Raw genomic sequence first — 19,078 nt, 5'->3', positions numbered from 1 at the left:
TATTAAGTCCATCAGCTGTAAAATATACCCATTTATCCAATGTATACCTTTTATCGACTATTGGTATATTATTTGTAGACTTTTACGCCTTATGAACCCGGAGTCAGTAGATATGGCCGAGACACCCGCCGTCATTAACAACTTAAAGTCAGCCCTCCGCCGCCACCCTCTTACTTACGCAGAAGTGGCCGTAGGCTTGGACATGAGCGAAGCCAATGTAAAACGAATGTTTGCTTCTGAGCGCATCACCTTAGATCGTATTGAAGCCATTTGCCGATTAATAAACATGGACCTCAGCGATCTATTTCAACTCTACGAAGAATCTCGACAGCGAATCGAGCGCTTAACGGAAGATCAAGAACAAGAACTCGTAGCTGACACCAAGCTATTACTCGTCGCGGTTTGTGTTCGCAATGAATTGAACTTCGAAGAAATATTAAAAAACCACCATATAGGAGAAAGTGATCTAATTCGCTGCCTTGCCAAACTCGATAGGTTAAAAGTGATTGATTTGTTACCAGAAAATAAAATTAAACTGCGTGTGGACCCTAATTTTACTTGGATACCGAAGGGGCCCATTGAGCGCTTTTATGAAAAAGCCATTGAAAAAGAATTTCTATCCGGAAATTTTGATCAACAAGGCCGTTTGTTTTTATTCGGATTATTGAGCGAAAAATCGCAAGCAATTATTCATAACCGACTGCAAGTATTATCACAAGAGTTCATTCAACTTCATAAGCGAGACAGACAAATTCCCTGGGACAAACGAAAAAGTGTAGGCTTAATAATGGCATTCAGAGAATGGGAATTCTCGATTCTTGCTCCCTATGTGAAATAGTGCACCCCAACAATATTATTCTTTTATGCGCCGATTTTTTTGAACGACAAGCGGCACATACTTGACTCGATAGCTAAGAGCCTACCAATTTAGAAAACAGTTTTATTATTGATATGCCCACATCATGAGAAGCTTCACAACATAAAACAGAAATCGTTTTCAATTTTAACCAGGGATTATTCTGCAGTCCGCTTGGACTGTTTTCATCTCGATTACCTTGACACGTTCGTGTTTTTTTCCGGTAAACTTCCACCTGGTTTTTACCTGCAAGCAACCGGCGTTCTGCAGGTAAATTCTGTATATATATTACAGTCCTTTACTCGAAGCGTTTGGCAACTTAACAACGCCAGTGGTAATCTTAAGCCGTTTTCAACGGGTGAATAAAAATTATAAGCCCCAATGTAAAACATTTTTTAATCGATTGATTCATATCAATAGACTGACTCCTTAAAAAACCACTGATACGCTAGCTTAAAAATAACAAGCAATAAATATAACCATTTTATTTGGCTACAGGAGAATACTTCCAATGTCTTCATTCAAATTTCTTATCAAAAAAATCGCGTGGCTTACGACGCTCACATTTGGCGGTGTCGGTGCAGCTATGGCACAAGGTACTTTACTAGGCGTTAACTGTAATGCGCCGGAACCTGCTTGGCATTGTCCGGATGCAAATTGTGAAAGTGGCGTTGTTACTCAACCTGGCAATAACGTTGAGCATCTTACGCGTCGTATGTTCTTTCTCGATTGCCCAGCGGATTATAAAAAGGGTGACAAAGTTCATTTAGTTATGAGTTTGCATGGCGGCGGTTCTTATGCAAATTGGCAACGCAACTATTGGCCGGTCATGGATGTAAAAGATAAATACAAATTAGTTATCGTTACACCGGGATCACCTTACCGCGCATGGGACGCAGGTGATGACAAATACTTAGAAAATATTGTCGACCTAGTTGTTGGTACGATCGGTAAAGAAAACGTTGAAAGCTTTATCATGGCAGGCCATAGCTGGGGCGGAGCGACGTCTAGCCGTATCGTTTGTACCGATTACTGGAAGGACAAAGTTGACGTGAGAATTAGTTTGTCTGGTGGACGAGTAGGCCCAACGATCACGCCAGAGGGTTCAGAAGGTTTTGGTTTCGGCGGTAGACCGGTTTGGCAAAGTGGTCAAACGCAAGAAGCAGCCCCAACTCGCCCACGTCGTCCACGCCCTGACGCATCAGGCCCTCCCGGCGGCGCATGTGATTATTCATTTATCTATTCAGTGGGTGAATACGAAAATATCCCCGCCAAAGAATCGCCTTTAGCAGAAAAATATTCTTGCGATGCCCGTATTGAGCATGAAGAAGTGCTCGATCAAAAACCTGGTTATGTATGGGACGCTACTCGCCAAGATCCCGGTACCGATGCGTGGGGCCATTACCCTCGTTCAGGCCGCGCAAAAGTGTATGAGTACCCGAACTGTAAAGACGGCCGTGTGGTTGCCGATGTAGTTAAACTCATGAAAGGTCACACGGAAGGCTACGAGCCCAACATCACTGACAAGATCATCGAAATTGCGCTGTCAGCGAAAGGTGGAAAAATTAAAAACGGCAGTTGGACACCGCCAGAACCACCTGCACCACGTCGCGGCTTGTTAGGTGGATAAGTACTTCAGGATTTAAATAACAGTAATAAAAATGCCAGCGTATTGCTGGCATTTTTTTTAGCGTCTAAGGGCTATTCAAATACTGCAGCAATGTCCGCAGCAAATTTGGTTATCGAAATCCTACTTCTCCCATCGTAACCACGTCGGACTACCACTAAATTTTTCTCAGGAATAATAACGGCGTATTGGCCTTGACCTCCCGCTGGAGAGTAGGCTTTATCTGGCAAACCATCCATTCCATCATAAATCCAGAACTGGGCACCATAGCGCGCGCCCGAACCCGCAGGCTGTACCGGACCTTTGGTGCTAACATACTCATCCCAACCTTCCGGTAAAATTTGCTCGCCATTCCATTTACCTTTATTTAAATACAACAAACCAAAGCGCGCAAAATCACGAGCCGTACTGTAGGTTTGCCCCGACATTAAAAAATCGCCATTCCAATCACTTGAGGGCACCGTCCGAGTCATACCGATTTTCCAAAACAATTCGGTAAATGGCATCGCCCAAAACTTTTCATCGTTGTTTATTTTTTCGCGCACAGCACGCACCAACAACATGGTATCCGGCGGGTTATATAAAAAGCGCGTGCCAGGCATAGTATTTAAAAAATTAGTTACCGCGGTGCCTTCTACTGTCGTGCCATTAGAATAAATATCGGCTTGCGGACTTCCATTCCCCTCACCATAAAGCCCGCTACTCATATGCAATAAGTGCTCAATACTAATTTGTCCACGGGGATCACCAGGACGGCGCCACGCTTTTAATGCACCGGGCGCTTTGATATCGAGTCCATGTTTTTTTACCGCAATGCCAACTAAAGAAGATGCAAAACTTTTCGCCGCAGAATGCGTTTGCGCACCTTTGTGCTTATCAAAATTTAAGGCGTATTTTTCCGCGACGATTTTCCCGTCTTTTACAACAATGACACCCCAAGTTGTTCCACCATAGGCTTCTTGATCAAAAGCCTTTGCTACTACCGTATCAAGTGCTGCTTGCTGTGATGCTGGCAAACTTGCAAGCGCATTTTGATCGCCCAGCGGCCAAGGTTTGTTATCCAAATTCGGCGGGCGAATATCATCCTTTACCTGCGGGAGATATTTTGCACTTTCCTTCGTTGCTCCAACCGGCAGTTGCGTACAACCCAAAACCGGCCGCCAAACTACGATTCGCGGCGGCATAAGATTGTCATAAGTTATCGAAACGGTTTTGTTTTTTTCATCAATGTCGGTGTTAAATTTTTCTGCATCATCAGCGCGCAAAGGGCTACTTAAATCAATGTCCTCCATCGTCTGGTTGGCGCTCCACAAACCACTACAGATGGCAATCGCTCGCGTCGCCGCTGCGGACGATGCGAAATAACGCGGCGTATCTGGCCTGCCTCGACCCAGGCCAGTTGCCTGACGAGAATTGGTCGCCGTCGACTGCGAACTTTGCGCTGCCTGTTCTTGAGTTTGTGCGGTGCAGGATACACACAATGACAACGTTATCGTCGCCATTACGTAGCGATTAAGCATGCTCATAAATACTCCTTAATTTTTATTTTTATTGTGAAAAAAAATAATTTTTTGGCCCACACCAACAGATATCGAAGTGATTGCAGCAGCCATGTTTGAAGTAATTCCAATCTAAATCGACAAACCCCAACCACACTTCAGCGCCAGCTTGTCATTTGACACCAACTAGTTTGCACAACAAACTAGTTGGTGTGACTATAAATGTGTGGTGATAGAAATGCAAAGTATGCAATGATGCGCTGAACAACTAGTCCGACATCAAGCAAAGCCTTGGTGATCAGAGCAGGCATTGTCGTTGGCCCGTACGACTATACCAACCGTTTTGTTTATTGGTTAAGGAAGCTTATGGCGGGTGGAGAATGTGTACTACCAGAAAATATATCAGTCCCGCTTAGCCTCATCGACGCCCGCGATTTAGCCAACTTTGTAATAGCCTTGGGCGAAAGAGGAGCAACCGGCATCTATAATGCTACGGGAATGCAAAACGGCCTTACTTTCGAAAACTTTTTAAAGTGTTGCCAAAAAATTTCTAATCAAACAACACAATTCGTAACACTGAGTGAAGATTTTATTAATGAACAGGAAATAAAATACTGGGAAGAACTACCGCTTCTGGTGCCCAAAGCAGTTCAAGGGATTTATTGTATTGATGACAAAAAGGCGGTAGCCAAGGGATTAGAATTTAGAACTCTCGCTACTAGCCTCGCAGAAACCTTGGAATGGATTCTACATTCTAATCCAAACTTCAAAATTAAGGTTGGCATAGAACGGGAAAGGGAAATCGATTTGATTTCTGTCTGGAGAAAACTAGGCGATGCATAAGATTAAAGGGTATTACCAGCAAGAAAAAAGGTCTCGAACACAATCTTAGAGACCTTTTTTGAAGTACTTAAGCTTTATCGTATAAATGTGGCAGAAAAATGTTATTTAACTTTCCAGCTTCGATCAATTTTCGAGTGACATCTATAAAAGTAGCCGGATCTTTTTCTAACAAGCTTAAACGCGCAACAAATTCATCCAAAAATGGCTCGGCAAAAACATAAATCATATCAATTCCATTCAAGCTGTTGCGTAAGTAACGCCAGGTTTGCGGGCATTTCTCTTTAAGCCTACGGCTCGCCCCGGCAGCAGTTCCTAAAAAGCCCTGCGCTTGCAATAAGGTCACCAAGACTCCCGTCAATCCTTTCGGAGACTTTGCTCCGGCAACTTTTATCTTTATAAAATTGCGATACAGTTTCGATTGAGCGATAGACACGGCCAAACGGGTCGCAATTGTTAAGGCAATAATCGTTGCTACTCGCGTTGCGACCGTTTTACCTATTTGCTTCCCAGCAAACCTTTGCACCCCCGCAGAACTCAACATTGCCACTACGTCAAGGGCTTCAACATCAGACATTGCGGGAATCAGCCCCTTACTGATTGCCTGCTTCAATAGACCCAAAGCAGAAGTATCTTCAAAGATAAGCTTGCCCTGACTAATCGCTTCCTCCGTTACCCAATGCGGAATTGAGGCCATATAGGTATCAACTACTTTAATGATGAGTTGAGTGAGCGGATTATCAACCAAATTAAGATCGTAACTTAGAATACCTTCGAGCAAATCCTTAGCAAGATTAAAAATCGCTTGATTTTCCGCACCGACGGTATAGATCTTATCCATTCCACCTAAACCGAGACCTTCACCAGTACGCTGTACGCCCTTACCCAGGCCATATGTTGTTCGGGCGGAACCATCAACAAGACCAGCTACAAAAGGGCTTAATGAATCCAGGGTTTTGATCACATCCATGTATTTCGCTGGTCGATCCAACACTCGATAGCCAGGATGATGGCAACCAAAATTACACTGATCCCATTCGATTTTCCTGTCTTCCGGTGTTTTGAAAAAATCTATATTTGAGGTGCTTCTCGCTTGCTTATTGTCTAAGTAAGTCTGCACGCCAAGTCGTGCAATGATTTCTCCATCCATGTTTTATCTCCCGTGATTGATTAATTGCTGCAAAATTTTCTCGAAATCATTTTCTAATATTCGAAACTCTGCTGGAGAAGCCTCCACTACAACAAAGCCTCGACCACCATTTTTAAAATCAACTGAATAAAATTCTTTTAGGTATGATGCATCGATACCAGCCATATCAATATTAGCGAACTCGCGTATCCCAATTAAATCCAAGCGTGAAATTTCCGTCACGGTCGGTGTAAATTCTTTTGATGACAAAACGGCAAACGCTTGCGAAGTTTTATTGTACTGAGTCGTATAGGCCTCTAAACCAAGCGTTTCAGATTTGGATAACGACTCGACTTGTGTTTTTGAAAATAACTCAATATTTAACAAGGCATCGCCTACCGCATCTATTGATATAACTCTGCTTCCATTGGGTTGCTGCCTATCGTAAGCCACGCTCCACCCTTCTGGGATAATCAAATTTAACCAAGAACTATCGATTTCACTTAAAGCAGATAAGGAAGCGGGACCTGTACTAGAAGCCTGCTGAAGAGTATGTTGACTGGATGCGGTCTTTGTTGAAGAAATTTCAACCGGCGAGGTTTCCCTAGAACAAGCCGTAAGAACTATAACTAAACACGAAATAACTATAACGGAAAACAAAAGGGTCCAGAACAATCGGTGCGTCGTCGATGTTGTTTTTGTGTACATCCTTGTGCCTTTACTTCCACTCTCATCGCCACCCAAATTTAGCTGACGGCATAAAACTTTATAGATAGAAACATAATCTAAAATTCCATTCAACTCGTGCCGGCTGGCTGTTTCAATTTTGAGATATGCGTTACAAAAAAATAATTTATAATTTTTTTATGGCCTAATTACTGAACATTTTTTTCGCCAAATAAAGCTCCAAAATTACTCGCAATCTATAACAGCTATCCTTTTAATCTTCAGCATAAAAAACATTTGCTAAATGTACTCAGTGAATATTTCCTTATCCTTTTGCTTCAATATTAAATTTAAAAATTAAACACTAAAAAAGTGACTTACTATTCTCACCTAGGTGTCTCTAACCACATGATTTGAACGGGGCTCATATAAGCAATGGTTGTTGGCCTAGCCCTTTCGGGCTAAAGCCGAAAAGAATATTTACGCGACAGCGGTCTATAGATATTTAAACTTTACACAATTTTCTCCACGAAAAATTGAGGGGGCCCCTGCACTATTCGTCCAACCGCTATCAACTAATAGATTGGGGGTTCTTCATGAATACAAGTTTATCCACGCACAAACACAAGATTTTGAGTTTAGCGATATTTGCCTTACTAAATCCGCTGGCTTTTAAAGCCCTGGCTCAAAGCGATTCAGCAATATCAGCTATCGAAGAAATCTCTGTCACCGGGTCACGAATTCCACGCCGAGACCTCACCGCTAACTCCCCTATTTCCGTAATCGATCAAGAAATTATTCGTTCGGCTAATGTCACTAACATGGAGGAATTTTTGCGCGATCAACCGCAATTCGTCGCCGGCGTGGGAGCAAACTCAAATAATGGTAATGATGGCTCAGCTACCGTTGATCTGAGAAATTTAGGCGAAGAACGTACCTTGGTATTGGTCGACGGTAAACGCTTCACTCCCTACGATTATCAGGGTTTCGTTGATCTCGGCATGATTCCAACAAGCTTAGTGAGCCGAGTAGAAATTGTAACGGGGGGTGCATCCGCCGTTTACGGAACCGACGCAGTTGCCGGTGTCGTCAATTTCATAATGAATGATGAATTTGAAGGCGTAGAGTTTAATGTCTCGACTTCACAAACCGGTGAAAACGATGCTAAGCGCCAAGACTACAGTTTGACCTTGGGCAAAAATTTTGCGGATGGTCGAGGTAACATCGTTTTCAATATGGGCTACACCGATCAAGATGCCCTTACTCAAGCTGAACGGCCTTTCGGCGAGGAAACCTTAGATGATCTATTAAGTCCCGTCGGTAGTGCGACCGTCCCCGGTGGCTCAGTTGCCGATGGAAGCTTTCCTGGCGATGCCGAAGAAGGTTTTGTGCAATTCGATCCGATGGGAAATACGGTATCCTTTTTTAACACATTTAATTTCAACCCATTTAACCTTTATCAAACACCCCAGAAAAAACAAACCGCAACGATATTGGGACACTTTGATTTTACGGATTCTTTGACGGGCTTCACTCGAATCTCCTACGCAAAAAATGAGATCAATACCATCATTGCGCCCACCGGAACGTTCTTTAATAACTATTCAATCGATTACCTCAACAACCCCTACTTGGGTGCCGGAGCAGTCGCACGTTTTACCACTGTCGACAACAACGAATGTGATGATCCCGTATTCGATGCAAACGATGTTCTGGTTGGTTGTAATGCTCTCGCCGCCACTGCGGGTGATGGTATTGTCGATATATCTTTTGGCCGACGATTAACTGAACTAGGTACTAGAGATTCGCTTTATGAAAACGAGGCCACTCAGTTTGTATTTGGTTTAAACGGAAACCTTGGCGAAACCATGGAATGGGAAGCCTTCGCACAATATGGCAAAACCGACCGAACCCAAGCATTTTTAAATGATGTTTCAAGTGCGCGAGTAACAGAAGCGCTAAGCGCGGTTGACAACGGGGGTACGATCGAATGCAGTAGCGGTAATCCGGCCTGCAGTCCCGCAAATTTATTCGGTGCCGGCAATCTTAGTCAAGCCGCCGCGCAATATATTCGCCTTGACCTCTCTGAAGTTAACGACACCGAACAATTTGTATTAGGCGCAACACTCACTGGAGAAACTGGTTTCACTATTCCTAGTGCCGAGTTACCACTTTCTTATTCTTTTGGTTTCGAATACAGAAATGATGAAGCACAAAATAAACCTGATGCGAACTACGATGTTTATAGCGGTGGCGACAGTATCGGTTTTGGTACCAGCTCACCGGTTGATTCTGAATTAAAAATAAAAGAAGTTTTCGGCGAATTAATGATTCCGGTTTTAGATAACGTCAATATTGAAGCCGGGGTTCGTTTTGCACAATACGAAAACACGGCCAATACAGTAACAGGAAAATTCAATAATGATTTTGATAATACCAGTTACAAAATTGGCGGCGATTGGACAATTGTTGAAGGCTTAAGAGCCAGGGCAATGTTTCAACATGCAGTCCGAGCACCAAATTTAAGTGAGATCGGTTTGCCGCTAACACCAAGCACGGGAGATCTCAATGTCGACCCTTGTGAAGGTAGTAATCCTGTTGGAAATCCTCAGCTAACCGCTTTGTGTATCGCAACCGGCGTACCCGCGGGTTCAATCGGAACGGTGAATAGTATTATTTCCGGACAGATTAATAACTTCCTCGGTGGCGATCCAAATCTTGAACCAGAAGAGGCAGATACTTATACACTTGGCTTGGTGTACACACCCAGTAACATTCCGGGATTGGAACTGTCATTAGATTATTACGACATCACAATCGAAAACGTCATTACTCAGCTTGCTGAACAAGAAGTGGTAAACGGTTGTTATAATCAAGAGCAAGTTGCGACCGGTCCATTATGTTCACGGATTTTTCGAAACCCTTTGAATGGTTCATTACAAGGTGGTAACGATACCGGTGTTAGCGTATCGCTATTAAATTCTGCGGAAGAAAGCGTAAACGGCATCGATTTCGCAGCAAATTATGCTTTAGATTTTGAAAACGCAGGCAGCCTTAAGTTGGCATTACTTGGTACCTATACTTTCGAACATGAATTTCAATCAGCGAAAGGTACGGCCGCCTATGATTGTGTGGGGCTCGTTGGAAATACTTGTATCAGTCCTGATCCAAAATTTCGCTGGACACAAACAACAACTTGGGAGTTCGAAGAATTTCAACTCAATTTAACTTGGCGTTATCTGGACGATTTGCAACAAGATGAAATTAAATTGGGTGGCGCCTCAAAAGCTGATTATGCGGAACCTGACATTTCTTCCTATAGTTATTTTGACCTTTCCGCCTCATTTACCTTTAACGAGAATTGGAAGGTTCGCATGGGAATCGATAACATGTTCGACAAAGAACCACCCATCGTGGGCAACGACTACGGTGGTACTTTAGAGAACAGTGGTAACACCTTCCCCGCCACGTACGACCCTCTGGGTAGAGCCTTTTTCCTAGGTTTGAATGTAAACTTTTAGGCTTTAACCACCTCCACAAGAACGCTTAAGCCCCGGATCTCGGGGCTTTTTTTTTACTGAAAGTGACTTTTGTAAAGGTGGCGACTATTTTTTATGGAATTTTCGTATTTTCACTTCGCAGCCGAATAAGCTATTCTCTGCATCCCGTAATTAACTACACGGACGAGATCTTTTCAGGATCACGAGCCAGCGTAAAGACCAATTTAAATAAGGAAGGCAAGGTGATGAATACAATAATTGATGCAAGGATGTCTGCTAAATTTTTGAGAAAAACTACTGTTTTATTTATAAGCACTTTACTGTCTACCCTGCCGCTCTATTCATTCGCAAACGACGGCGACGTGATCGATATTGCCAACACCGATGAAAGTGTTATCGAAGCTCAATCAGTTAAATTAAACGAGAATACTTCTGAGGTTATTGATAATTTTTCCGAGATTAAAAACCCAGAAATTTTAGATTTAGAAAGCGAAAAAAACTCACCACAAGAGATAGAAAAACCCTCTTTGACACAAAGAGTAATGCCTGTTTATGGAAACTGGTGCGGCGCAAATCACCCTAAAGATATGAGCCTTGCCGACGAACCTATCGACCTACTGGACCAAGCTTGTAAAAAACATGACCATTGTTATGAGAATGAGGGTTATTTAAGTTGTTCTTGTGACAACGACATTAATCAAGAATTAATTCAGGGCTTAAATGAAAATAAATTTGGCAAGACAGAAGCGGTTTATGCCCGCTCGTTTCATTTATATTTTAATGGCTCGCCATGCAATGGTGACCACAGCACAAAAGTAGCGCCCTCTCGATTGCTTCACAATGTGGTTAAAAAGGCCAGCGATAGAACCGTCGACGTAATCACATCGCTTCCGGTTATCGGAAACAAGATCGAAGAAAAGCTTTCGGATTAGATTAGACCTGAAGTAAGTATTTCAGCGGTGAACAAAACACCGAGAGAGTTCTCGGCGACCTCGTTTATTTCTCAGATTTACCTTAATTAACCTCGTAGCGCATATTCAAACGAATCTTCAGGAGGCAATATTAGCGCTTAAGTTCACGAGGGAATTCTAGATGACCATAACTAAAATAATCACTTGCCTATCAGGGATGTTTATGGCGTCGCTAGCCTACACGCAAACTAGCGCCACCGACGCCAATCAAGATTCAACACACCCCGGCAGCAAAGTGTATAACACTCACTGCGCGGCCTGTCACAACAACCCAGAAGCAACGCGCGCGCCTGCCCTATCAAGCTTAAAGAGGCTCAACAGTTCCACTGTGGAATACGCCATAAATATTGGCTATATGAAAATTCAGGCGAAAAATTTAAATGCAGAAGAACGGGTACAACTCGTCGAATGGTTAGCGCTTGGACAAGAAGATACCAATGCCTGGCTCGAAACTGCAATGTGCGGGAAGGATGTCGCCAATATCGATCCACATGCAAAACCGATTGCGACCACTTTTGGACTCGGCGATAAAAATCTACGTTTTCAAAGTGCGGAACAATCTGGTCTAAAAACTAAGGACTTCGCCAATTTAGAACTCGCTTGGGCGGTCGCGTTTCCACAAACTCCGACGATGCGATCCCAGCCTGTCGTCGCTGGCTCAACACTTTTTATTGCAACCGCCGATGCGGGAAAAATGTTCGCATTAGATACGCAAAGCGGATGCGTAAAATGGCAATACGAATCAGCTTTACCCTTACGCTCATCACTAAGCTACGGTGAGATAGAAAAAGGTAAACCCGTTATCGTTGCTGGGGATACCACAGGATCGGTTGTCGCCGTTGACGCAAGCACCGGCGAGCAACTTTGGCGCAGCGATATAAAACTTCATGAATCAAACAGAATTACCGGAACACCGGTCATTTACAACGGCCGCGTTTTCGCGCCTTTATCTGCAGTTGAAATTAATTACACGCGTGAAGATAGTTACGAATGCTGCAAAGCACATGGTGCTGTTGTAGCACTGGATTTAAAAAGCGGTGAAAAATTATGGGTTGGCCATACCATGCCAAACGCAACTAAACGAAAATTAAACCGCGCCGGTGCACAATTATGGGGGCCTTCAGGAGCGCCAATTTGGAGTTCACCTTCTATCGATGAGAAGCGAAATGTTCTTTACATCGGTACCGGTGAAAATAATTCCTTACCCGTAACGAATACTTCCGACGCAATTATTGCTTTTGATCTTGATACCGGTGAACAAAAATGGGTTTTTCAAGCAACACCGAAAGACGCCTGGAACTATGCATGTCGACGCGGAGCCAACTGCGACTTCGGTGACGAAGCGACCGTGCTCGATTATGATTTCGGTGGTTCCGTTATGATTACGCAAAGAAAAGACGGCAGCGACTTACTTGTTGTCGGTCAAAAATCAGGAACCGTATGGGCACTTGATCCCGACAAAAATGGTGAGCTAGTTTGGTCAACACAAGTCGGACTCGGCAGCGCTATGGGCGGCATTCATTGGGGCACCGCAACAGATGGAAAATTAGTTTTTGCACCCAGTAATGATCGCCCCGCTTCAGAAAGCCGTCCCGATGCAGAACCTGGCTTACATGCTTTGGATTTGGAAACTGGCGAACGTGTGTGGAGTTATGCTGCAGTCGGCGATTGTAGTGGTGATAGAAAAGAACGCTTTCCCGCTTGCGAAAACCGACTCGGTTATTCTCCAGCCCCAATCGTCGTTGACGGCGCAGTTGTGCAAGGCTCGGTGGATGGAATCCTCCGAGTGTTCGATGCAAAAAATGGCGAAATTTTATGGAGCTATAACACTGTAAAAGATTTCGATACCGTCAATGATGTAGAGGGCAATGGTGGCTCCCTCGACTCCGCACCGTATATTGCCGCAAATGGTACGCTCTTCGTGCAATCAGGTTACTCGCGTTTTGGTCAAGCAGCCGGCAATGTTTTATTAGCTTTTCGACCAAAATCAGCAGAATAAAAATTACAAAAAGTTTTTAAGAAAATTCAATAAGCTACGCCAGAATATCTATTCCGATGAACAACTTCGGCCTTAGGGTCGAAGCTATTCATTCCTGGGGGTAAGCGACACATTGAATAAATCGCCCTCCTGCAAAAAATAATCGGATCAACTCACGAAATCATATTCGGAGAAGCTACTGATGGGCTGTTGTTTTAAATCAATAGATTATTTGGATTTTGTATTATATTGATCAAAGTTGCCTTGTATTTACCCTTAGGAGAGTTGTCGAATGAAATCTTTGGTTCTTTTGGTGCTTACTTTTGCTAGCTTTGGACTCTGCGCACAATCCAACACAGTTAATATCGATAACCTAATAGCACGATGCTCGTTATGCCATTCTTCAGCAGGTTTACCGGGGATGGCGGGATGGCCGGCGATTGCAGGGATGGAAAAGCAGCTAATCATCGGCAAGCTCAAAGGGCATCGGGCGGGGATCGTTGAAGACAGCACAATGAAAAAAGTAGCCAGTGATTTAAGTGATGAAGACATCAATGCCGTAGCGGAATATTTCTCTAAACTACCCATAAAAAAATAACCTAGCTATCTGCCAACATTCCTGTTTTGAATAGCCATATTGGCTGGTGTCATGGCTTAACGAGCAAGCATTATAATTAACGGTTAATTTAGCTGGCTTTTCCTGTTAATCTTCTCGGCTTTCTTTCTAAACACATCATCATCCGGGGAAGTCTTATGGAACTTGTTGCAATCGTCATTGCGCTGGCACTTATTGAATATATCGTTTTTAGCGCCCTTGTCGGTCGAGCCCGGGCAAAATATAAAGTACCCGCACCTGCGATGAGTGGTGATCCTATTTTTGAACGCTTCAATCGTGTCCATCAAAATACTCTGGAATCGCTGATAACTTTCATCCCCAGCATTGTATTATTTGCTTATTACATTAGACCCGACGTGGCCGCAGGTCTTGGCGTAGTCTTTATTATCGGTCGAGCACTTTACTTAAAAGGTTATGTTAAAGATCCGAAATCAAGAGAACTAGGGTCGATGCTCAGCGGGCTTCCTATCGTTATTTTATTACTCGGCGGATTGGTCGGCGCCGTCTTAAGTTTAATTAACCAATAAACAAGTAATAATTTAGAAAACTTTCATAAATAAAATTACTAAATGAGGATGCCGTGGATTTTCAAGTTTATTTATCCGGAGAAATTCATACCGATTGGCGAGAAAAAATAATCAATGGATGCGAAGCATCAGACTTGAGTATTGAATTTACTTCAGCAGTTACTGACCACGATGCCAGCGATGCTGCCGGTGATTTACTCGGTACTGAAAACAATCCTTTTTGGCGGGATCATAAATCGGCAAAAGTGAATGCAATCCGCATTAGAACGGCCTTAGAAAACTGTGATCTCGCAATCGTGCGTTTTGGAGACAAGTACAAGCAGTGGAACGCGGCATTTGATGCTGGCTATTGCGCTGCACTTGGCACACCTTACATTACCCTGCACGATCAAGCGATTATCCACCCCTTAAAAGAAGTTGATGCCGCAGCGATGGCATGGGCGACGACGCCAGAACAAGTCGTAGAGATATTGAAATATACGCTGACAAAGAAATAAAAGCAGGGAACGTCTAGCAAGAATCGGGTTGATTCGACACCTCTAACAATCCATCATCCTCAAGTATTTTATTCATCGAACGAATCGAATGGGGCCCTCCTCGTTACCAGAATACTTAACGTCGATTCTTCTTACTTGAGGCTTTGATGAGCAATTATTTGGAACAACATACCAACTATCAGCGCATAGCTAAAGCTATTCACTATCTCATCGCGCATCAACAATCTCAGCCACAACTCAGCGAATTGGCACAGCACTTAACTATAAGTGAGTTTCATCTGCAACGCCTATTTAGCGAATGGGCAGGCGTATCGCCAAAACAATTTCTTCAATTCTTAACCAAAGAACACGCAAAGCAAATGCTGAAAAATAATTCAGTTCTTGATGCAGCACTGTTGAGCGGATTAAGTGGTAGCGGAAGACTTCACGATCTATTGATCAGCTGTGAAAGCGTCACCCCTGGCGAATATCGCCGCTCCGGCGAAGGGCTAACAATATCTTACGGCACCCACCCCTCTCCCTTCGGTTATTGTTTTATCGCCAGTACGCATCGAGGCATTTGCAAAATATCTTTTTTTGATGCAAAAAACGAGGAGAAAAAGGTCCTACAGGAATTACAAAATGAATGGGAAAATGCCGACATTATTGAGAGTCAAGACAAAACCAAAAAGTTATTTGAAAATATTTTTTTACCAAACAACGATAAACGTGAGCTAAAAATTGTTCTAAAAGGCAGCCCCTTTCAACTAAAAGTATGGGAGGCTTTGTTAAAAATTCCACAAGGACAAATCAAGTCCTATCAACAGGTCGCTGAACAACTAGGAAGCCCCACTTCTGTTCGCGCCGTCGCATCAGCAATCGCTAAAAACAATATCGCATTGCTTATACCTTGCCATCGAGTAATACGCGCTACCGGGGTACTTAATAATTATCGCTGGGGAGATGCCCGAAAAGCGGCAATGATTTGCTGGGAAAGTAGCCGTTTTTTGGCACCGCATTAGTCTTTTCTTGCTTGAGCTCATTCGCTTTGTCTCCTATCTATATTGAACTTATTGGCTGAAATTGGACTTACACAAATAATTTGACGCACATCAACCCAATTCGCACCCAATACTTTTATTTAAAACCTCCAAACTGTAATATCTCATCGCCTCCCATAGCTACAATGAAATTCGGAATAAGAATGAGACAATGCATATTATTTGCGCTTACTATGGTATTACTCTGTGGCTGTACCCTGGTGAAATACGCATCAATACAAGAAGCGTATTCACGAGCGCAAAGAACTGAACCCCGCCAAAAAAACTTAAAACATATGATTGACCAAGAAACGTATTATGTGATTGGTCGCGCCCTTGACGAAACCTGTGATTGCCCGTCCGCCTCCTTAGCAATTGCAGCTTATTCAGATAAATTTCAAAAAAACGAGCTCGTCGATGTTATGTTTTTTACTAACGCCGGCACTCATTTCGGTTTAAATCTTCCAGCAGGAATTTACCAGCTGATAATTTTTATGGATAGCAACCATAATTCGATGTTTGAAAATAACGAAATCGTGGGACAAAAAATCGTCACTCTAAATAAAATTACAGCACCGGATAACGTTATTGATAAAGTCGAAATCGCGCTAAACACTCCTATAACAATTAGTGAAATCGAAAGCGTTGCAAAAACCACAGAAATCAAATCCCAAGAATCATTTTTTTTCCCAAGCGGAACAATCCGAAGCTTTGACGACGAAATCTTCGAAACCGGCATGGGAACTTTGGGCATGTATGAGCCAGCCGCTTTTTTGGATAAAGCAAAAACGCTTTTTTTTGCACTTGAAGAAGACGTTCCATACAAAATCCCGGTTGTTTTTGTACACGGAATCGGCGGGAGTGTCCGACAGTTTAAACCTATTGTCGATAAACTAGATCGTAATCGATACAAACCCTGGTTTTTTTATTACCCTTCCGGCAGTGATCTAAATCAACTGGCAAAAACGTTTTATAGCGTTTTTCTTTCTGGTCAAGTTGCACGCCTCGACGAGACACCTTTAATTATCGTCGCGCACAGCATGGGTGGGTTGGTAGTAAGAGAGGCAATCAATCAGTATGAGAACAACGAGAAGGAAAATACTATAGCATTACTATTTACCATTGCTAGTCCATTGAATGGACACACAGCCGCAGCTTTAGGTGAAAAACACAGTTTTATTGTTCTCCCCGCTTGGCGGGATCTAAATCCGGGTAATCCATTTATAAAAAATCTATTTCGAAAATCCTTACCCGAGTCTATCAATTATCAACTCTTATATGCTTACAACAATATCAGCACTTTAAAATTCGGTGAAAATAGCGATGGAGTCGTAACATTGTCCAGCCAATTGCGCCGGGAAGCACAAGACCAAGCGACAGAGCAATTTGGCTTCGATGATACCCACTCAGGAATTCTTGAAAACGATCATGCCATAGATTACATTCTGAATGCGATTTACCAAGTAAAAGGACCTTATCCAGAATCCCATTTAGAAATACTGTTTAAAGGCGGTTACGATTTACCAGAAGATCCCTCCATTGATCCTCTTTCGCGATACATAATTCGGATTTCTGGGAGATACATGAGTGCTCTTGTTGACGGAGAAATTGAATCTATACACCCACTTCAAACACAATTCATTAACTCCGCAAAAGGCAATATAAAAGCGGCAACAGATTTAGAAAAGTCTTGGATTATTTTTCAACAAAAATACCCTGAACTCATTAACTCGAGTAGCTCGCGGTAAAAAAGACAAATAACAAATGCGTTCAAAAAACCAGAGCTAACCAAACCGTTCTTAATCTTCCTCAGGATAAGAAAATACTTCATCAAGCCGAACACCAAAAGCGCGAGCAATTTTAAATGCTAATTCTAATGATGGAGAATAACGATTTGCTTCCAAAGCTAAAATCGTCTGCCGCGTGACCCCTACGGCTTCAGCCAAAGCCGCTTGGGTCATTTCATTGTTGTCAAAACGCAGCCGCCTAATATTATTTTCGATTTTTAACTTCGCCATATTAATAACCTCGTCGATAGCGAAACAGCTGCGTTAAAGATTTTGCCATTGAACTTATAATTAACGAAAGAAATAATAAATGTATGAAAAACATGGGCCTTAGACCCGCATAAATTGAGTCGTCTAATCCATGAGCTCTCCCAAAAAAGGATTGTGGGAATGTATAACTAATAACAATATGGCCAATAATCATCACAATACAGAAGCCCAAAACGCCATAAGCAATCGTATTTCCATTTGCAGCAATTCGTAAGTCTCGCTCATCGGAGATATCAGCTTGTACTTTCGGCCCGGAAAATATTGAAAGCAAAATGTAGATCAATATGGAAAGAACAATCGAAAGTACGATGACTTCGACCACAATCTTGGCTATCACCGGGTCTCCAGAAAAAAAGCCTCCGGGAACCTTCAACACATTAACCAAGTAGTAGACCGTCGCAAACACATTGGTCAATAGCTCGACCCAAACGTATTTTTCCTTATACGAAATACTCTCTAAAAAAGCCCTCATATACCCTCCTACCCTTTCTAGATTGATTAAACTATCACCAAGTACAACAAAGTTGACGAAATGTAATATATTTCATACTTATTGTAAAGTAATTATGACAGGTGATCAGCTAGAAAGGATTGTTCAAAGCAAATGGGTGGGAAGCCAGGGTATTTACGGTCTACAGCGATTGAGCTGACGCCCGAGGGGGCTTAAAGGAATGTGCGGACCGATTCAGGCTGAATTAAGTACAGAATGATAATTTTTCCGCTACTCGCGCACCGGCCGTTTTTGAAGCTTGCGCTGCAAGGTTCTACGGTGCATTCCTAAAGCCCTCGCGGTCGCCGAAATATTACCGTCGTGTTCTTGCAGCACTCTTTGTATATGCTCCCATTCCAGGCGATCAACGGATGGCGGTTTCGAAGCAAGGTCCACCTTGCTGGGGCTTGCTTGCCCTCCAAAAGAACTGATTATTTCCTCTACGTCGGCAGGCTTACACAAATAATTTTTTGCACCCAGTTTAATCGCCTCAACCGCCGTCGCGATACTAGAGTATCCCGTCAACATCACGATCTCGAGCTTGGGTTGAATTTGCAGTAGCTTGGGAATCAGTTGTAGACCAGAGCTCTCCGCAAGTTTGAGATCTACAATCGCCTTATGAAATGTTTGCTCTTCACAAACTTGCAGAGCTTGATGATCAGAATGACTTTGCACAACGATAAAACCATGACGTGTTAAAGCCCGTGCGAGAATCATTGTTAGTGATTCATCGTCGTCAACTAATAGAATAGTTTCTCCAGTACTACTCCCGTCATTGCTATTGGTATTTTGGTTTGTGTTCATAG

The 19,078-nt window shown here is 43.0% G+C and carries 17 protein-coding genes; 11 read left to right on the top strand and 6 right to left on the bottom strand.

Annotated elements, in window-relative coordinates; genetic code table 11:
- Positions 1–112: 112 nt before the first annotated feature.
- Complete coding sequence (locus ACYUCY_RS06155; protein WP_460225578.1) at positions 113–838, top strand: helix-turn-helix domain-containing protein; 726 nt, start codon at positions 113–115, stop codon at positions 836–838.
- A 529-nt stretch (positions 839–1,367) separates the two neighbouring features.
- Positions 1,368–2,486: an alpha/beta hydrolase family protein gene (locus ACYUCY_RS06150; protein WP_460225577.1), complete on the top strand. Its 1,119-nt coding sequence runs from the start codon at positions 1,368–1,370 to the stop codon at positions 2,484–2,486.
- 71 nt (positions 2,487–2,557) lie between these two features.
- Here the strand turns inward: ACYUCY_RS06150 and ACYUCY_RS06145 are convergent, their stop codons facing one another.
- Positions 2,558–4,009: a serine hydrolase domain-containing protein gene (locus tag ACYUCY_RS06145; RefSeq protein ID WP_460225576.1), complete on the bottom strand. Its 1,452-nt coding sequence runs from the start codon at positions 4,007–4,009 to the stop codon at positions 2,558–2,560.
- A gap of 339 nt (positions 4,010–4,348) precedes the next feature.
- Between ACYUCY_RS06145 and ACYUCY_RS06140 the strand changes: the two genes are divergently transcribed.
- On the top strand, positions 4,349–4,825 hold the full coding sequence (locus ACYUCY_RS06140; protein ID WP_460225575.1) for a hypothetical protein: 477 nt from the start codon (positions 4,349–4,351) through the stop codon (positions 4,823–4,825).
- 67 nt (positions 4,826–4,892) lie between these two features.
- Here ACYUCY_RS06140 and ACYUCY_RS06135 read toward each other — a convergent pair whose 3' ends face one another.
- A complete protein-coding gene (locus tag ACYUCY_RS06135; RefSeq protein WP_460225574.1) occupies positions 4,893–5,972 on the bottom strand; it encodes a cellulose-binding protein in 1,080 nt (359 codons plus the stop codon).
- Between the two features lie 3 nt (positions 5,973–5,975).
- A complete protein-coding gene (locus ACYUCY_RS06130; protein WP_460225573.1) occupies positions 5,976–6,659 on the bottom strand; it encodes a hypothetical protein in 684 nt (227 codons plus the stop codon).
- 554 nt (positions 6,660–7,213) lie between these two features.
- Between ACYUCY_RS06130 and ACYUCY_RS06125 the strand changes: the two genes are divergently transcribed.
- The 8 genes from ACYUCY_RS06125 (at position 7,214) to ACYUCY_RS06090 (ending at position 17,473) form a co-directional block, all read left to right on the top strand.
- Complete coding sequence (locus ACYUCY_RS06125) at positions 7,214–10,138, top strand: TonB-dependent receptor domain-containing protein (protein ID WP_460225572.1); 2,925 nt, start codon at positions 7,214–7,216, stop codon at positions 10,136–10,138.
- 224 nt (positions 10,139–10,362) lie between these two features.
- Positions 10,363–11,049, top strand: coding sequence for a hypothetical protein (locus ACYUCY_RS06120; protein ID WP_460225571.1), 687 nt, complete (start codon positions 10,363–10,365; stop codon positions 11,047–11,049).
- Between the two features lie 160 nt (positions 11,050–11,209).
- A complete protein-coding gene (locus ACYUCY_RS06115; protein ID WP_460225570.1) occupies positions 11,210–13,087 on the top strand; it encodes an outer membrane protein assembly factor BamB family protein in 1,878 nt (625 codons plus the stop codon).
- Between the two features lie 271 nt (positions 13,088–13,358).
- Positions 13,359–13,664, top strand: coding sequence for a c-type cytochrome (locus tag ACYUCY_RS06110; RefSeq protein ID WP_460225569.1), 306 nt, complete (start codon positions 13,359–13,361; stop codon positions 13,662–13,664).
- A gap of 155 nt (positions 13,665–13,819) precedes the next feature.
- Positions 13,820–14,209, top strand: coding sequence for an MAPEG family protein (locus tag ACYUCY_RS06105; protein WP_460225568.1), 390 nt, complete (start codon positions 13,820–13,822; stop codon positions 14,207–14,209).
- A 53-nt stretch (positions 14,210–14,262) separates the two neighbouring features.
- The gene (locus tag ACYUCY_RS06100; protein WP_460225567.1) at positions 14,263–14,706 is read left to right on the top strand and encodes a YtoQ family protein; all 444 of its coding nucleotides are present in this window, start codon (positions 14,263–14,265) and stop codon (positions 14,704–14,706) included.
- A 146-nt stretch (positions 14,707–14,852) separates the two neighbouring features.
- Positions 14,853–15,707, top strand: a complete 855-nt coding sequence (locus ACYUCY_RS06095; RefSeq protein ID WP_460225566.1) for a methylated-DNA--[protein]-cysteine S-methyltransferase — start codon at positions 14,853–14,855, stop codon at positions 15,705–15,707.
- Positions 15,708–15,889: 182 nt separating this feature from the next.
- Positions 15,890–17,473, top strand: a complete 1,584-nt coding sequence (locus ACYUCY_RS06090) for a PGAP1-like alpha/beta domain-containing protein (RefSeq protein WP_460225565.1) — start codon at positions 15,890–15,892, stop codon at positions 17,471–17,473.
- Positions 17,474–17,524: 51 nt separating this feature from the next.
- On the opposite strand, the gene ACYUCY_RS06085 is transcribed toward ACYUCY_RS06090, so the two are convergent.
- From ACYUCY_RS06085 to ACYUCY_RS06075, 3 genes are all read right to left on the bottom strand, one after another.
- A complete protein-coding gene (locus tag ACYUCY_RS06085) occupies positions 17,525–17,743 on the bottom strand; it encodes a helix-turn-helix transcriptional regulator (RefSeq protein WP_460225564.1) in 219 nt (72 codons plus the stop codon).
- Between the two features lies 1 nt (position 17,744).
- Positions 17,745–18,254 (bottom strand): hypothetical protein, encoded by a 510-nt coding sequence (locus ACYUCY_RS06080; protein WP_460225563.1) that lies wholly within the window; start codon positions 18,252–18,254, stop codon positions 17,745–17,747.
- Between the two features lie 249 nt (positions 18,255–18,503).
- Positions 18,504–19,076, bottom strand: a complete 573-nt coding sequence (locus ACYUCY_RS06075) for a response regulator transcription factor (protein ID WP_460225562.1) — start codon at positions 19,074–19,076, stop codon at positions 18,504–18,506.
- Positions 19,077–19,078 lie beyond the last annotated feature (2 nt).

The sequence above is a fragment of the Aurantivibrio infirmus genome, assembly GCF_054767315.1.
Note: the sequence above shows the minus strand (reverse complement) of the source record. Positions and strands in the feature narration are given on the sequence as shown.